At 44.2% G+C, this 14,418-nt stretch carries 14 protein-coding genes; 11 read left to right on the top strand and 3 right to left on the bottom strand.

The window, feature by feature from the left end; all coding sequences use genetic code 11:
• The first annotated feature begins 190 nt into the window (after positions 1 to 190).
• Genes OKX00_RS18885 through OKX00_RS18875 form a run of 3 tightly spaced genes read left to right on the top strand, consistent with a single transcriptional unit; the run spans position 191 to position 2,956 of the window.
• Positions 191 to 934, top strand: coding sequence for an ABC transporter ATP-binding protein (locus tag OKX00_RS18885; RefSeq protein WP_062236648.1), 744 nt, complete (start codon positions 191 to 193; stop codon positions 932 to 934).
• Entirely contained in the window at positions 931 to 2,148 is a 1,218-nt protein-coding gene (locus OKX00_RS18880; RefSeq protein ID WP_265408438.1) for an ABC transporter permease, read from the top strand. The genes OKX00_RS18885 and OKX00_RS18880 overlap by 4 nt, the downstream gene beginning before the upstream one ends.
• Positions 2,149 to 2,194: 46 nt before the next feature.
• Entirely contained in the window at positions 2,195 to 2,956 is a 762-nt protein-coding gene (locus OKX00_RS18875; protein ID WP_265408437.1) for an EcsC family protein, read from the top strand.
• A gap of 59 nt (positions 2,957 to 3,015) precedes the next feature.
• Here the strand turns inward: OKX00_RS18875 and OKX00_RS18870 are convergent, their stop codons facing one another.
• The gene (locus OKX00_RS18870; RefSeq protein ID WP_053355543.1) at positions 3,016 to 3,447 is read right to left on the bottom strand and encodes a ferritin-like domain-containing protein; all 432 of its coding nucleotides are present in this window, start codon (positions 3,445 to 3,447) and stop codon (positions 3,016 to 3,018) included.
• 147 nt (positions 3,448 to 3,594) lie between these two features.
• On the opposite strand from OKX00_RS18870, the gene OKX00_RS18865 reads away from it, so the two are divergent.
• The 3 genes from OKX00_RS18865 to OKX00_RS18855 all read left to right on the top strand — a co-directional run bounded on the left by OKX00_RS18865 (position 3,595) and on the right by OKX00_RS18855 (position 5,239).
• Positions 3,595 to 4,119: a type 1 glutamine amidotransferase domain-containing protein gene (locus tag OKX00_RS18865; RefSeq protein WP_265408436.1), complete on the top strand. Its 525-nt coding sequence runs from the start codon at positions 3,595 to 3,597 to the stop codon at positions 4,117 to 4,119.
• Positions 4,120 to 4,133: 14 nt separating this feature from the next.
• The gene (locus tag OKX00_RS18860; RefSeq protein ID WP_062236637.1) at positions 4,134 to 4,472 is read left to right on the top strand and encodes a DUF3243 domain-containing protein; all 339 of its coding nucleotides are present in this window, start codon (positions 4,134 to 4,136) and stop codon (positions 4,470 to 4,472) included.
• A gap of 83 nt (positions 4,473 to 4,555) precedes the next feature.
• Complete coding sequence (locus OKX00_RS18855; RefSeq protein WP_265408435.1) at positions 4,556 to 5,239, top strand: phosphatase PAP2 family protein; 684 nt, start codon at positions 4,556 to 4,558, stop codon at positions 5,237 to 5,239.
• A gap of 3 nt (positions 5,240 to 5,242) precedes the next feature.
• Here the strand turns inward: OKX00_RS18855 and OKX00_RS18850 are convergent, their stop codons facing one another.
• Together OKX00_RS18850 and OKX00_RS18845 are read right to left on the bottom strand one after the other, a co-directional pair.
• A complete protein-coding gene (locus tag OKX00_RS18850; protein ID WP_062236632.1) occupies positions 5,243 to 6,133 on the bottom strand; it encodes a diacylglycerol/lipid kinase family protein in 891 nt (296 codons plus the stop codon).
• 150 nt (positions 6,134 to 6,283) lie between these two features.
• Complete coding sequence (locus OKX00_RS18845; RefSeq protein WP_265408434.1) at positions 6,284 to 6,784, bottom strand: antibiotic biosynthesis monooxygenase family protein; 501 nt, start codon at positions 6,782 to 6,784, stop codon at positions 6,284 to 6,286.
• 261 nt (positions 6,785 to 7,045) lie between these two features.
• On the opposite strand from OKX00_RS18845, the gene OKX00_RS18840 reads away from it, so the two are divergent.
• The 5 genes from OKX00_RS18840 to OKX00_RS18820 all read left to right on the top strand — a co-directional run bounded on the left by OKX00_RS18840 (position 7,046) and on the right by OKX00_RS18820 (position 14,343).
• Entirely contained in the window at positions 7,046 to 9,166 is a 2,121-nt protein-coding gene (locus OKX00_RS18840) for a transglycosylase domain-containing protein (RefSeq protein WP_265410587.1), read from the top strand.
• A 418-nt stretch (positions 9,167 to 9,584) separates the two neighbouring features.
• Positions 9,585 to 10,619: a uroporphyrinogen decarboxylase gene (hemE, locus tag OKX00_RS18835; RefSeq protein WP_416054261.1), complete on the top strand. Its 1,035-nt coding sequence runs from the start codon at positions 9,585 to 9,587 to the stop codon at positions 10,617 to 10,619.
• A 5-nt stretch (positions 10,620 to 10,624) separates the two neighbouring features.
• The gene (gene hemH / locus OKX00_RS18830; RefSeq protein WP_265410586.1) at positions 10,625 to 11,566 is read left to right on the top strand and encodes a ferrochelatase; all 942 of its coding nucleotides are present in this window, start codon (positions 10,625 to 10,627) and stop codon (positions 11,564 to 11,566) included.
• A 5-nt stretch (positions 11,567 to 11,571) separates the two neighbouring features.
• The gene (gene hemY, locus OKX00_RS18825) at positions 11,572 to 12,990 is read left to right on the top strand and encodes a protoporphyrinogen oxidase (RefSeq protein WP_265408432.1); all 1,419 of its coding nucleotides are present in this window, start codon (positions 11,572 to 11,574) and stop codon (positions 12,988 to 12,990) included.
• 99 nt (positions 12,991 to 13,089) lie between these two features.
• Positions 13,090 to 14,343: an ATP-binding protein gene (locus tag OKX00_RS18820; RefSeq protein ID WP_265408431.1), complete on the top strand. Its 1,254-nt coding sequence runs from the start codon at positions 13,090 to 13,092 to the stop codon at positions 14,341 to 14,343.
• The last annotated feature ends 75 nt before the right edge of the window (positions 14,344 to 14,418 follow it).

Genomic DNA, 14,418 nt, shown 5'->3' with positions numbered 1-14,418 from the left:
TGGAAAACAAAAAAGAAACATAGTATGATGAAGATGAAATAAAGACGGAATTGATAACAAATTAGAGGTGCCGCAGCTGTTCCTGAAAGGAAGGACAGCTTTTTTAAAACGTGGTTCGCGGTGCGGTTTTTCATATAAAATGGACAATCTCGGTAAAATAGAGGAGAAGCTGGGAAAGAAGGGGTCGAACATGAAAAAAATTCTTGAAGTCAACGGATTAACAGGAGGCTATTCACCTGACAGGCCTGTGCTGCATGATGTTTCCTTTAATGTGCATGCCAATGAAATCGTAGGGCTGATCGGTTTGAACGGAGCGGGTAAAAGTACGACCATCAAGCATGTTTTAGGTCTTATGGAGCCGAATAAAGGTACTTCCAGAATTAATGGGAAGACCTTTCAGGAGGAACCGGAGGAATATCGCGGACAGTTATCATACATACCAGAGACACCTATCCTGTACGAAGAGCTTACTCTTTGGGAACACCTCGAGATGACTGCCATGGCTTATGGCCTGGAGGAGCAGACGTTTTTAACAAGAGTAAGGCCCCTGCTTACGGAATTTAACATGGAAAATAAAATCAAATGGTTTCCTGGACATTTTTCAAAAGGTATGCGGCAGAAAGTCATGATCTTGTGCGCTTTCCTGGTAGAGCCTGAACTCTACATCGTTGACGAACCATTCGTCGGACTGGACCCGCTCGGCATTCATTCATTTCTGGAACTGATGGAAAGGTTTAAAAATAACGGAGCAGGCATCCTGATGTCAACACATATCCTGGCAACGGCGGAACGGTACTGCGATCGTTTCATCATCCTGCATGAAGGCAAGATCGCTTTGGAAGGGACGTTAGCGGAATTGAAAAATCAGGTCGGAAATCCTCAGGCTACGCTCGATGAGATCTATATTTATACCAGCAGAGGAAACAGGCCATGATGGATTTCACAAAGATATGGGAGAACAGGAAGGACCAGTATTTTACAATAGCGCTCCGCTACTTCAGATTGATTGGAAACAGCGGGTTCATGCTCTCGCTTTACATTTTGTTTGTGATGGGAAGCTTCTATTATGCCAGGATCCTTAAACAGCTGCCTGAAAACTTTCCAGCGTCCTGGCTGCTTGTAGCGGTGTTTGCCTATTTGCTGACAAAAAGCCCAGTACGGACGTTTTTGAAAAAAGGCGACCTCGTGTTTCTCCTGCCTGTCGAATCGAGAATGAAAGAATATTTCAGGCATTCCTTGCGCTATACGATCATCATTCAATGCTTCGTGATCGTCGTTGTGTTTCTCGCATTCGGGCCGCTGTTTTCAAAGTTCATTTCCGGAAGGCTGTTTGAGATGCTGCTGACCTTAATTCTGTTGCTGTCAGCAAAAATATGGAACGTCAAAACCTCATGGGAAGAACAGCGGCTGCCCTTTGACCGCAGCAGGAGGAACTATATGGCCATCCGTTTGGCTGTTAATGCAGTGTTCCTGTATCTTCTTTTTCAGAAGGCTTATGTGTTTATCATCGCTATTCTTGCCATTATGTACGTTTTATCAAATTTTGTGTTTGGTTACATCAAGAAAGTGCACGGCTACAAGTGGGAGCATTTGCTTGAAGTGGAAAATGGCATGATGATGAAGCTTTATCGGATTGCCAACTTGTTCACAGACGTCCCTCATCTGTCTCAAAAAGTAAAGCCGAGAAAGTGGCTGTCACTGCTTTCCAAAGTGGCCTATAAACAGAGACATACGTTTGACGGTTTATACCGCAAGACGTTTTTTCGATCCAATGATTATTATGGAATCTACATTAGACTGATCATCATCGGCGTTCTTTTCCTTTTCTGGATCCCGTCCGGGTGGTGGCATCCTTTACTCGTCTTGTTATTTATGCATGCAACAGGCGTACAATTGCTGCCGCTTTACGGTCACCACAGGGGAAACGTATGGTTTGAGCTGTATCCTGTCAAACACCAATGGCGTTTTCAGGCCTTTCAAAAATGGCTTCGTATCCTTTTATCCATCCAGGCCGTCCTTTATATTGCCTTTCTGCTTCTGACGGGAGGGACTTGGATGATTGGAGCTGTATCAGGAGTGGCTGCAGTTATCTTTGTTTGGCTGTTTACCGCTTACTATACTAAAAAACAGCTTTTGCGAGTAATGTAGTAGTAATACAACCAAGCAAGGCTGGGAAGGATTGAGGGGAAGCTGAATGGGAAAGTATGAAACACAAATTCTGGCTGAACTGAACAGATGGGAAAAAGAGATCAACAAAAAGCCCTCTCTCTGGGACCGATCTGCTAAAAAACTGCAAACCCGCATAAATGAACTTCTGCCCGAAAAGGTTCATCAGGTGATCACGAAAAGCATCAAAAGCATGGTGCACGGCACACTGATTGGTTCAGAATATACCTCGAAAAAGCAGCCGCTTGCTCCTCTTGCCCTCAGGGAAAGTGATCAAGCGGCAGATTCTTTAATCACCGCTTACCGCCGGACAGCTGCAGTTGAGGGGGCGGGGACAGGGGCGGGGGGATTTTTGCTGGGCCTTGCGGATTTTCCAATCTTATTAGGAATTAAAATGAAATTTCTGTTCGATGTGGCTGGAGTCTACGGATACAATGTAAAAGATTATCGTGAACGCCTGTATATTTTGTATATCTTTCAGCTTTCTTACTCAAGCCCGTTTAAGAGAAAAGAACTCTTGGAGAAAATCATGAACTGGGAACTGACCATTGCAGATTTTCCGTCTGAGCAGCAATATTTGCAGAATATTGATTGGCAATCTTTGCAGCAGGATTACAGAGATCATGTCGATCTAGTAAAAATGCTGCAGATGATCCCTGGTTTTGGAGCAGTAGTGGGTGCTTATGCGAACTATCGCTTTTTGGATGAACTTGGAAAAACAGCGAAGAATTGCTTCCGGCTGAGGACAATCAATCAATTAAAGGAAAAAGGCTGGCTGAAAGAGACATAATTAAAGCTGCCCCCGGATAAAGCAATTGGTTTATCCGGGGGCAGCTTTATTGTTTTATTTTAGAATCGGTTGTCTTTTAAGAGACGATCCATTTCTTCTTTATGTTTGGTTTCATCAGCAATCATGTCTTCGAGCTGGACAACCAGTTCCGTCAGTTTCAGCTGAGCTGCCTGCTCTTTGCGTTCTTCGTATCGGCGAATGGTGTCAATTTCTGCATTTCTTGCTTCTTCAAGCATTTGGCGTACATCTGTTACCTGTTTGACTTCTTTTGGAGTTGTTGTAGGTATTCCGCCGAGTGTGCTGATCTTTTCTGCAAGGTAAAGGGCATGGCCTTGTTCATCGCCAATTTCTGACTCAAAGAATGGCTTTAGCACTTGGCGAAAGATTCCTGAAACCGTTGCTGCGTTGTGATTGTACATAATGATCGCTGAATATTCGTTGGCTAGATCCTCGTTTAGTCCATCAATTAGTGCTTGTAAATCTTTTTCCATCTTTACATTACCTCCCAAAATTCATTCTGAGTTATTCTTCCCCGTTTGCATAATGGATAAACTATGGAAAAAAGGGTTTACTTCAGTTGGCAAAAGGAAATGTTAAGAGGTGTAGACAGATAGAAATGTAAAGGAGCGTGGATTTCAGTGGCTAAAATTGCAACTGTACTTACCAATTTATTTGAAGATGTTGAATATACAGACCCAGCGAAAGCTTATAAAGAAGCGGGTCACGAGGTAGTAGTGATCAGCTCGGAAAAAGGAAAACAGCTGGAAGGAAAGCAGAAAGAAGCAACCGTTACTGCTGACGCAGGCATTGGCGATGTCAGCCCTTCTGATTTTGATGCTCTTTTCATCCCCGGCGGCTTCTCGCCTGATCAACTTAGGGATGATGAACGGTTTGTGAGGTTCGCAAAAGATTTTGCTGATAACGGAAAACCAATCTTTGCGATCTGCCACGGCCCTCAGCTGTTAATTACAGCAGAAGTATTAAAGGGCAGAAAAGTAACAGGCTATAACTCCATTAAAGTGGATTTGAAAAATGCGGGAGCTAATTTTGTCGATGAAGAAGTGGCAGTTTGCGGAGGCAACCTTGTGACCAGCCGACAGCCTGATGACATCCCGGCATTCAACAAGGAGTCCCTTTCTATTCTTTCAAAATTAAATCAATAAAGGAGAAGAAAGCTATGGGCAATGAAGAAAAGCATATCCTGCACAAGGACGATACAGTGAACATCAACAAAGTAGATGATACTGTTGGACGCATCAGTGATGAACGCAAAGATGAAATTTTACGGAACTTTTCTGAATTTAAATCGTATCTTCATACAAGGGTGGCGCTTGGTGAGAAACTTGGATTAAATGAAGAAACACTTGCTAAAGCTGCACAAAAAGTTGCAGATCATCTGGCTGAGACCGAAGAGCCGCGCAATGCTGAAGAAAACCTTCTGAAAGAGCTTTGGAAGGCAGGCGACGAAAATCAAAGGCATCAATTGGCGCATATGCTTGTAAAACTTGTACAATAGGACGCAGAAAAAGCTGCTTTGATTGCTCTCAGCAGCTTTTTCTTATTGCCAGATGTTATGACTGAGAAGCAAGAGGTGTTAAAATGCTGAAAAAATGGATGAAAAAAATATCTTTCCCTATCGTCCCGGCTGTTCTGCTTGTGATTGGATTTTTGCTGGCGGCGGCTGCTATTTTTATTTTTGCTTCCCTCTCTGAGGAAATTGTTGAAAAGGAACCTTTTGAATTTGATCCGGTAATTATTGATGCCGTACGTTCTTATTCCTCACCGGGGCTGGATCGTGTGATGTTATTTTTCACAGAAATAGGGTCCAAACTGGCTCTTGGCATTCTGCTTGCTGTGGGTATGCTGTGGCTGTGGTTCAAACGGCAGAACCTATGGGGGATGGTATTCTTCCTGCTGGCTGTTGGCGGGGGAGGCTTATTGAACTTGCTGCTCAAAAATGCTTTTCAAAGAAAAAGGCCCAATGCAGATCCTTTGGTAGAAGCACTCGGCTTCAGTTTTCCAAGCGGGCATGCAATGGGCAGTATGGTGTATTACGGATTCCTGGGATATTTGGTTGTAAGGAGCAAGAGAAAGCCCTTAAGAAAAATAGGGTGGACCTTATTATTTGCGGTCGCCATAATTGGAATCGGCATCAGCCGCATTTATCTCGGTGTTCATTATCCCTCTGATATTATTGCCGGTTACTCTGCAGGATTGGTATGGCTTCTCTTATGCATAGCAGCCCTGGAGGCTGTTTATTTTTATAAACAGCCAAGGAGATGATACTCAGACTGGAAAATTGCCGACGATGACTGACAAATACTTTTCCAGGTTAACCAGTTCAGCGGGTGTATGGACATTTCGTTCACCATCACAGTCGATCAGTTGATCAGGCGCTGTATTCACCATAAGGCGGCTGGTTTTATAGTATTTGATATCGTCATTGGCGGGATTCTGGTTCAGCATTTTGGATTGAATCGTATCCCAGATTAAACGCAGAGATGGTTCTTTTACGATAAGAATATCGAATTTTCCGTCCTGTATATCGGTATCTGGGAAAAAGGCTTTGATGCCTCCAGTAAAAGGGCCATTTCCAACGATAAGCATGGCGGCTTCCCCTTGATACGTAAAGTCGGGGCTCTTGATATCAAGTTGAAACGGTTCATAATTTTTTAATGTTTGGGCGGCTGAAAGGTAGTAGGAGAGCCGTCCGAATTTATCTTTGATCTGGCTGTCTATATTGGTGGAAACTTGTGTAATGAGACCGATTCCCCAAAAGTTAAGAAAATAGTGAGCATTGCAGTGTCCAACGTCCAGCTGCTCGACCTTATGCTCCAAGATCTGCTCAACAGCTTTGAAGGGATTCTGATTCATGCCGATCGCCCTTGAGAAGTCGTTGCATGTACCTCCGGGAAGTATAGCAAACAAAGGCCTTTTTTCCAGAGGGCAAAGCGCGTTTACGAGCTCGTGAATGGTACCGTCTCCTCCCGCTCCAATCACGAGATCGACTTCACCTGCAATCTTCGTCAGATAGTTTCCTCCATCTCCAACATCCTGCGTTTGATGGACGATGACTTCGCTGTATTTTTCTTCTAGTTTTTGTACGACTTCATTTATGTTTTCAACAAGTTGCTTATTTCCGGCATTCGGATTTACGATAATGGCGGCTTTATTCATATCCGCGCCTCCCCATTCTTGTTACTAGAAATTCGAAATGACTTTTTTGTTTATAATACGATTGCCATTGTATATTTCAGTCAGGAAAAAGCCTGCAGAGCAGCAATTCTGCCTGCGGGCTTTTCGGGACGCCAATGTTTAAAAGCAGTTTTACGATTTTGAAACGACATCATATTCTTTTACAAAAGAGGGACCGGAAAATAGAGTCTGGGGCAGTCCTGAGCCGGTGCCTCTGTTCTTGTGGGCTTCGGCATAGGCATTCGACTGCTGCCAGCTCGTAAAATCTCCTTGTGATTTCCAAAGGGTCATCACAATATAAGGGTCATTTTCTTCTGGTCGCAGTACCCTGATGGCAGCAAAGCCCGATTCCTGTTCAACAAGACCTGCGCGCTGCTTAAAACGTTCTTCAAAGAGCGATTTTCCTTCTTCAGTTACTTGTATGTGGTTTAAGACAGCGAAAGAGCCTTCCTTCAATTGGCCTCTTGCATTTAAAATCTCATAGCCATGGCCCTCTTGGAAGGGATTTTCTCCTTCAAGCTCTGCGATCAGTGCCGCATCGCCGCTGCTTTCCAGCAGAATGGAGTGATCAGAAGAGGCTTCTGGAAGATTTTCTAAAAAGTGCTGAGTTCCATATGTGATATATAGCTTCATATAATCCGCTCCTTATGTTTTTTATGTTTGAAATGCAGTCATCTTTAATTCATGATTTACCCGCGGAAAGCAAATAATAAACGAAAGCAAAAACGGACAGCAGGCAGCGTAAGCAATTTTTTACTAGGGTCTGCAATTAAAAAGACTTTATCCTTGTTTTAGCGGATTCTGTAATAATATAGTAAAATAAGCAATCAGGTATGGGCACGTTGATAGGGAAACTTTGTATTGAAAAGAGGTACAGACGTGTTTAAAAACGGAATGCTTGGCATCGGTTTATTAATAGGAATATTGATAGCAGGTTTCATGGGCTATTTATTCATACTTATGGCTGGCGACTATGTCGTCGACGAGAAAGATCTTGTAATGAGCTCTGCCTCTAAACTTGTTGATATGAAGGGCAGCACAATCACCCGGATTTATTCTGAAAATCGGGAGCTGGTTTCAGCTGATGAAATCCCAGATGAAGTGAAGGATGCTTTTGTTGCGGTTGAGGATACAAGATTTTATGAGCATCACGGGCTGGATTTTCGCTCGATCGCCCGTGCAGTTTATCGTGATATCGCGGCAGGCCATAAAGTTGAGGGAGGCAGCACGATCACTCAGCAGCTTGCTAAGAACGCTTTTTTATCCCATGAGAAGTCATTGCTCCGAAAAACGAAGGAAGCAGTGATCGCTATCAATCTTGAAAGGAAGTACAGCAAGGACAAGATTTTGGAGATGTATTTAAATCAGATTTATTTTGGGCATGGCGCATACGGGATCCAGGCAGCGTCCAAATTTTATTTTAATAAAGATGTCAGCGATCTGACGGTTGAAGAAGGGGCCATGCTTGCCGGAATGCCCAAAGCCCCAAGCTATTACTCTCCGATCGAACATAAAGAAGCGAGTAAAAAAAGAAGAGACCTCGTATTGGACCTGATGGCAAAGCATCATTTTATTTCAGCCGAACAAGCGGTAAGGGCGAAAGGGAAGACAATTGCTCTTAATATCCACAAGGAAGAGCGGAATCCAGCACTTACTACTTACATTGATATGGTGCTCCATGAGGCTAAACAGAAATATCACCTTTCCAGGGAAGAAATGAGAAAAGGCGGCTACAAAGTTGTCGTGCCGCTGAAAGAAAGTACACAAGAGGCGATGTACCAGACCTTTTTAAAGCCGGATTATTTTGCAGGAACAGGGAAAGAGCGTCCTGAAGGAGCCATGGTGCTCATGGATGCTGATACAGGCGGAATTATTGCTGCGCAGGGAGGAAGAGGCTATCTCACGGAGGGGCTGAACCGGGTATATGTTAACCGGCAGCCGGGTTCCTCCTTTAAACCGCTTGCAGTTTATGCGCCTGCATTGGAGTCAAAGGCCTATAAACCTTATTCGATGTTAAAAGATGAACAGCTCAGCTACAACGGCTATGAACCGAAAAATTACGATGGACGATACAGGGGAAGGGTGTCCATGGCAGAAGCAATCCGAGATTCCATCAATGCTCCTGCTGTTTGGCTGCTCAACGAATTGGGAGTCGATCAATCAAAAGCAGCGTTGAGCAGTCTGGGGATGGATATCCCAGATAAAGGTCTCGGCATTGCACTCGGAGGTCTGGATCATGGTGTAACCCCTTATCAGATGATGGCAGCCTACCGTTCATTTGCACGTGAAGGAAAAACTGTCAAACCGTACGTCATCGCCAAAATTTATGACCGAAACGGCGAACTGGTAGGAAAGGCAAGCCACAAGGAAAAGAAAGTATTTAAAAAACAAACCGCATGGTACATGACCCGTATGCTTCAGCAAGTAGTGGAAAAAGGTACGGGGAGATACGGCACGGTTAATACAGAGCTGGCGGGCAAAACCGGTACAACAAACTATGAAGGTGTGCCGCATGCCAACAAAGATGCATGGTTTGTAGGATATAGCCCGAAAGTAGTAGGAGCAGCATGGATTGGATACGATAAAACGACGAATGAAAGCTATCTCAACACGTCCAGCGAAAAAGCAACAAGGCTCTTTAAAGATGTCATCAATCAGATGCCCTCACAGCGGGGCCTGACCTTTAAAAAGCCTAAAGGGGTAAAAGAGCTGGAGCCTCCGGTCGATCTCGTTAAGATCAAGGACCTGAAGGCTGATTTCGCATTGGGATCCTTCGGTGTTCCGGGAATAAAACTGACATGGACTCCATCAGCTGATAAACGATTGCAGTATAAAATCTACTCAGTCAAAGAAGGAAAGGCAACACATATTGATACCGTAACGGGCAAAGGAAGCTACAACGTATCCGCCAAATATTTGTTCAGCATGCCAAAGTTTTATGTCGTCCCGCTAAATCCGCAGACCGATCAGGAAGGCGAACCGTCCAACACCGTCTCCATGGAGTGGTTCAGATGATACCTTCGAAGTAAACAAGGTGCCAGGCACTCTGATGTAAACAAGGTGCCAGGCACTTCACTACGAAGTTTAGGTTAATATAGCAGTGCCAGGCACCCGCAACGGAGCAGTGCCAGGCACCAATCGACGAAGCTTTTGCAAGCACCAGCTTCGAAGCGGTGTCTGGCACCGTTTTTTGGTGCCTGGCACCATGTTTACATCCTGCGCTGTGATATTTGCCCGTTGTGGATTGTCAAATTCATGACATTTAAAACCGGAAGCTATACATTTATTGTGAATTCTTTTACAATGTTTAATGGATATGGAGCGAACGGGTTTCTAAACGTTAAATTACAGGAATTCATAGTAGGTCGGGACACAAAGTATAGGAAGAAACGTGGATCGGGCTTTTGCTTCAAAGCAGAAAGGTGTGTTGATTTTGACAGTTAACGATGAGTTTTTAAAAGCCTGCCGAAAAGAGAAAAACAGTTTTGTACCGGTTTGGTATATGCGCCAAGCAGGGCGTTCACAGCCGGAGTATCGAAAACTGAAAGAGAAATATTCGCTTTTTGACATTACTCACCGCCCCGAGCTTTGTGCTCAGGTCACGAAGCTTCCTGTCGACCAGCATGGTGTAGATGCAGCGATCCTTTATAAGGATATTATGTCGCCGGTTCCCGCTTTGGGCATCAACGTTGAGATCAAAGCTGGTGTTGGGCCTGTTATTGACCGTCCTGTACGCACAATGGAAGATGTAGAAAAGCTTGGAGCTATTCAGCCGGAGAAGGATGTACCTTATGTGCTCGACACAATTAAACTCCTTCGCCAGCAGCTAGAAGTGCCGCTGATTACATTTGCAGGTGCGCCGTTCACGATAGCAAGCTATATGATTGAAGGCGGGCCATCCAGGGATTATCACCATACAAAAGCACTGATGTTTTCTGATCCTGAAGCATGGTTCCTGCTTATGGACAAGCTTGGAGATATGACGATTGCTTATGCAAAAGCACAAATCGCTGCAGGCGCTCAGGCGTTCCAAATATTTGATTCCTGGGTCGGTGCGCTGAACGCAGAGGATTTTAGAACATATATCAAACCAGTAATGAACCGCATCTTTACAGCGCTTCGCAGTGAAGGGGTCCCCCTCATCCTCTATGGTACTGGAGCCCGGCACCTTCTTCACGAGTGGAACGACCTGCCGGTCGATGTTATCGGACTTGACTGGAGAACCTCTCCAAGAGAAGCCAGACAGATGGGGATTACTAAAGCATTGCAAGGTAATTTGGACCCATCCATCTTACTGGCCCCATGGAAGGTCATTGAGGAAAAAGCGAAGCAGATCCTTGACGAAGGAATGGAAGAACCAGGTTTCATTTTTAACGTTGGAAAAGGGATATTCCCACAGGTACAAGTGGAAACCCTGCAGCGTTTAACCGCGTTTATTCATGACTATTCTTCTAACAGGCTGGGGTGACGATGATGGGAAAACGAAAAGTAGGATTGCTTGTCATGGCTTACGGAACACCAAGAAGCCTTGAAGAAGTTGAGCCATATTATACACATATCAGACGCGGAAAAAAGCCTTCAGAAGAGCAGCTTCAAGATTTAACACGCCGTTATGAAATGATCGGGGGGATCTCTCCTCTCGCTAAAATAACGGAAGAACAGGCACAAAGGCTTGAAGAAATGATGAACAGCCGTTATGAAGATCTTGAGTTTAAGAGTTATTTAGGTTTAAAACACGTAGATCCATTTATTGAAGATGCCGTAAAACAAATGAAGGAAGATGGAATAAATGAAGCAGTCTCACTAGTCCTTGCTCCGCATTACTCTACGTTCAGTGTGAAATCATACAACGGAAGGGCAGCTGAGGAAGCGGGAAATCTAGGAGGCATAAACATCACCTCTATTGATCAATGGTATGATAACCCTAAGTTTATAGATTATTGGGTGAAGGAAATCAACAAGATTATGGATCAGATTCCTTCTGGCGAGAAAGAAAAAACAGTTGTTATTTTCTCCGCACACAGCCTTCCGGAACGTATTTTGCAGATGGGAGACCCTTATCCGGATCAGCTCAAGGAAACAGCTGATCTCATTGCCTCCAAGGCTGGCATCTCTCATTATACGATCGGCTGGCAAAGCGCAGGAAATACGCCAGAACCATGGATTGGTCCTGATGTACAGGAGTTAACTAGAGATCTGTATAAAGAGCACGGGTATATTTCCTATGTTTATTGTCCGGTAGGCTTTGTTGCCGATCATTTGGAAGTTCTGTTCGATAACGACTATGAATGCAAAGTAGTGACAGAAGAGCTTGGCGTAAACTATTATCGTCCGGCCATGCCGAATGCAAAGGATGAATTCATCGATTCACTTGCTGATGTCGTTTCAGAAGCCTTAACTCAAAAAGGAAAGTGATAATCATGCCAGAGCGGAAGCATGTAGTAATTATCGGCGGCGGTATAACAGGATTGACCGCCGCTTTTTACTTGCAGAAGGAAGCGAAAGAAAAAAATCTCCCCATTACTTACACGCTGATTGAAGCCTCTGACCGGCTCGGTGGAAAAATTAAAACCATTCATCGCGATGGTTTTGTCATTGAACGTGGTCCGGATTCTTATTTAGGACGCAAGCAAAGCCTGACGAAACTCATTGAACATGCTGGACTTGAAGAAAAACTGGTTTCCAATGAAACAGGTCAGGCCTATGTGATGTCTGGCGGCAAATTGCACCCTATCCCTGAAGGAGCCGTAATGGGTGTCCCTACCAAAGTGGGGCCGTTCATCAAGACCAAGTTATTTTCCAAAGCCGGCAAAGCGAGGGCTGCAATGGATCTTGTGCTTCCACGCCGTGAAGGAGCGGATCAGGATATTTCTGTCGGCCATTTTTTCCGGAGAAGGCTTGGAGACCAGGTTGTTGAAAACTTGATCGAGCCCTTGCTGTCTGGAATTTACGCAGGAGACATCGACCGGCTGAGCCTGCAGTCGACATTTCCTCAGTTTCAGGATGTGGAAAGAAAGTCCAGAAGCCTTATACTCGGTATGAAACAGAATATACCAAAGGCTTCTGAAAGACCGGGAACTTATGGCAAAAAGAAGAAAGGCCAGTTCTTGACCCTTTCTTCCGGTTTGGAATCTCTTGTAGAAAGACTCGAGGAGCTTCTTGAGCCGGAGAGTATCTGGAAAAACAAAAAGGTTTCAGGCATCGAACGTGAAGAAACAGGACGATACCGGGTTGAATTGGAAGATGGAACGAATACGCATGGTGATTCTGTGATTCTGGCTTCTCCTTATTCAGTAGCCAAGCAGCTGCTGCCAGAACAAATCAGGGTCGATGAGTTCCATTCCACACCATCAACATCAGTTGCAACCATAGCGATGGCTTTTCCGGCTTCAGCTCTGAAAAATGATATTAACGGTACAGGTTTCGTTATTTCGCGGAAGGAACCAACAACCATCACCGCGTGTACGTGGACACACCGAAAATGGCCGCATACAACGCCGGAAGGGAAAGTTCTGCTCCGCTGTTACGTGGGCAGGGCGAATAACCAGGAAATTGTTTTTGAGTCTGACGAAGCTATTCTGAAAGCCGTCCTGAATGATCTGGATAAAATCATGGACATTACCTCTGAACCTGATTTTTATTATGTTTCACGCTGGATTCAGTCCATGCCTCAATATGAGGTTAACCACAAACAATTGTGGCAAAAACTACAGAACAATCTTTCAGCACATTATCCGGGTGTATATGCTGCAGGTGCCTCCTATGAAGGTGTAGGGCTTCCCGATTGTGTAGCTTCAGCTGAAAAGGCGGTTACCCATATTATCAAAACCTTGCGATAGGCCACATCGGACCTATCGCGCTTTTTTGTGCTCAAAACATAAGAAAGGGATAAATTTGATATACTTGGTTTGCAGGGATTTACTGAAGGGACTTATGTGATGAAATACTTTTTACAGCCGCTGTTTGTGAATATAGCTGTTATCTTTTCTTTAACCTATATCGCCAATACGATTGTACCTTTTCTTATTGAGCGGAAGCTGGCGCTAAAGGCCAAAATGCTTTATGGGGGGATTGCCGGCATCTGTGCTTTGCTTTGTATGGCCTATCCTATTGAAACGCTGAAGGACTCCTTTTTTGACCTTAGAAACGTTCCGATTGTTGTTGCGACTCTCTACGGCGGATTGCTGCCAGGTGCGATATGCACGATCATTGTTTCCATAGCGAGGCTTATCATCGGGGGCCATTTTGCTTTCCTTGGCGTTGTGCTTGCCTTAGTGGCGTTTGTCATTGCAGGGGCATACAAAGGTTTTTTTACTGAGGAAATGAAAAAATGGAGAGCTGGAATAGTTATTGCGGCCGTTTACACGATCATCTATATGATGATTATTCATAGTGAGATGGATTTTCTTCCAAGAGACTTTTATTGGGTTTATTTCATTTGCTTTAATGTGTCTTTCTTTACTTCTATCATCCTTATTGAAAGATTGACGTTCATTAATATGAGGCTTGAAGAAACCGCCTATCTCGATAAACTCTCTGTGGTAGGGCAGATGGCAGCAGCGATCGCTCATGAGGTCAGGAACCCGCTGACTACTGTCCGGGGTCTCATTCAATTTTTGGCAAAGGATACGGAAGATAAAAAGCTGGAAGAGCTTGCTCCTTTAATATTGGATGAATTAGACCGAACCAATAAAATCATTACTGATTACTTAACTTTGGTCAAACCCGGAAAGCCAGATCTAAAGGCCCTTCAACTGGATAAATTGATCCAGGATACGCTCTCACTGATAAGGCCTTACGGATTTCTTCATAATACAGTCATTGCGTACGAGCTAACTGGAGAGAATGATGAAATCGTTGCTGATGAGCATCATGTGAAACAATGTCTGATCAATATTATTAAAAATGCCATTGAGTCAACTAATGGAAAAGAAGGGCTGATTACAGTTTATAAACATTCTTTCTCAAAAGACTCCATTACACTGGCGATTGAAGACAATGGAAAAGGCATGTCTGAAGAAGAACTTCAGCAGATCGGGCTTCCTTTTTATACAACAAAGACTAAGGGCACAGGTTTGGGCACAATGATTATTAGCCGGCTCATCCGTGATATCGGAGGGAGCGTGCGGTATGAAAGTAAACCGGAGGAAGGGACGAAGGTTTTATTGACCTTGCCAGTTAAATCTTCCTAATGATACTTGTGTGATCCGCAATAACGTGGTAAAGTTTGAAATTGACCAGATAGGAAAAATGGTCAGTGAAAGGGA

The sequence above is a fragment of the Fictibacillus sp. KU28468 genome, assembly GCF_026153615.1.
Taxonomy (GTDB): domain Bacteria; phylum Bacillota; class Bacilli; order Bacillales; family Fictibacillaceae; genus Fictibacillus_C; species Fictibacillus_C marinisediminis.
This window is presented reverse-complemented; position numbering and strand designations above follow the sequence as displayed.

What these genes read in the sequence shown, in the direction of transcription:
- OKX00_RS18880 (WP_265408438.1), top strand. Translation starts at nt 931, where the DNA reads ATGATGGATTTCACAAAGATATGGGAGAACAGGAAGGACCAGTATTTT.
- OKX00_RS18870 (WP_053355543.1), bottom strand. Translation starts at nt 3,447, where the DNA reads ATGGAAAAAGATTTACAAGCACTAATTGATGGACTAAACGAGGATCTA.
- OKX00_RS18885 (WP_062236648.1), top strand. Translation starts at nt 191, where the DNA reads ATGAAAAAAATTCTTGAAGTCAACGGATTAACAGGAGGCTATTCACCT.
- OKX00_RS18845 (WP_265408434.1), bottom strand. Translation starts at nt 6,784, where the DNA reads ATGAAGCTATATATCACATATGGAACTCAGCACTTTTTAGAAAATCTT.
- OKX00_RS18855 (WP_265408435.1), top strand. Translation starts at nt 4,556, where the DNA reads ATGCTGAAAAAATGGATGAAAAAAATATCTTTCCCTATCGTCCCGGCT.
- hemH (WP_265410586.1), top strand. Translation starts at nt 10,625, where the DNA reads ATGGGAAAACGAAAAGTAGGATTGCTTGTCATGGCTTACGGAACACCA.
- OKX00_RS18840 (WP_265410587.1), top strand. Translation starts at nt 7,046, where the DNA reads ATGCTTGGCATCGGTTTATTAATAGGAATATTGATAGCAGGTTTCATG.
- OKX00_RS18875 (WP_265408437.1), top strand. Translation starts at nt 2,195, where the DNA reads ATGGGAAAGTATGAAACACAAATTCTGGCTGAACTGAACAGATGGGAA.
- OKX00_RS18820 (WP_265408431.1), top strand. Translation starts at nt 13,090, where the DNA reads ATGAAATACTTTTTACAGCCGCTGTTTGTGAATATAGCTGTTATCTTT.
- hemY (WP_265408432.1), top strand. Translation starts at nt 11,572, where the DNA reads ATGCCAGAGCGGAAGCATGTAGTAATTATCGGCGGCGGTATAACAGGA.
- OKX00_RS18850 (WP_062236632.1), bottom strand. Translation starts at nt 6,133, where the DNA reads ATGAATAAAGCCGCCATTATCGTAAATCCGAATGCCGGAAATAAGCAA.
- OKX00_RS18860 (WP_062236637.1), top strand. Translation starts at nt 4,134, where the DNA reads ATGGGCAATGAAGAAAAGCATATCCTGCACAAGGACGATACAGTGAAC.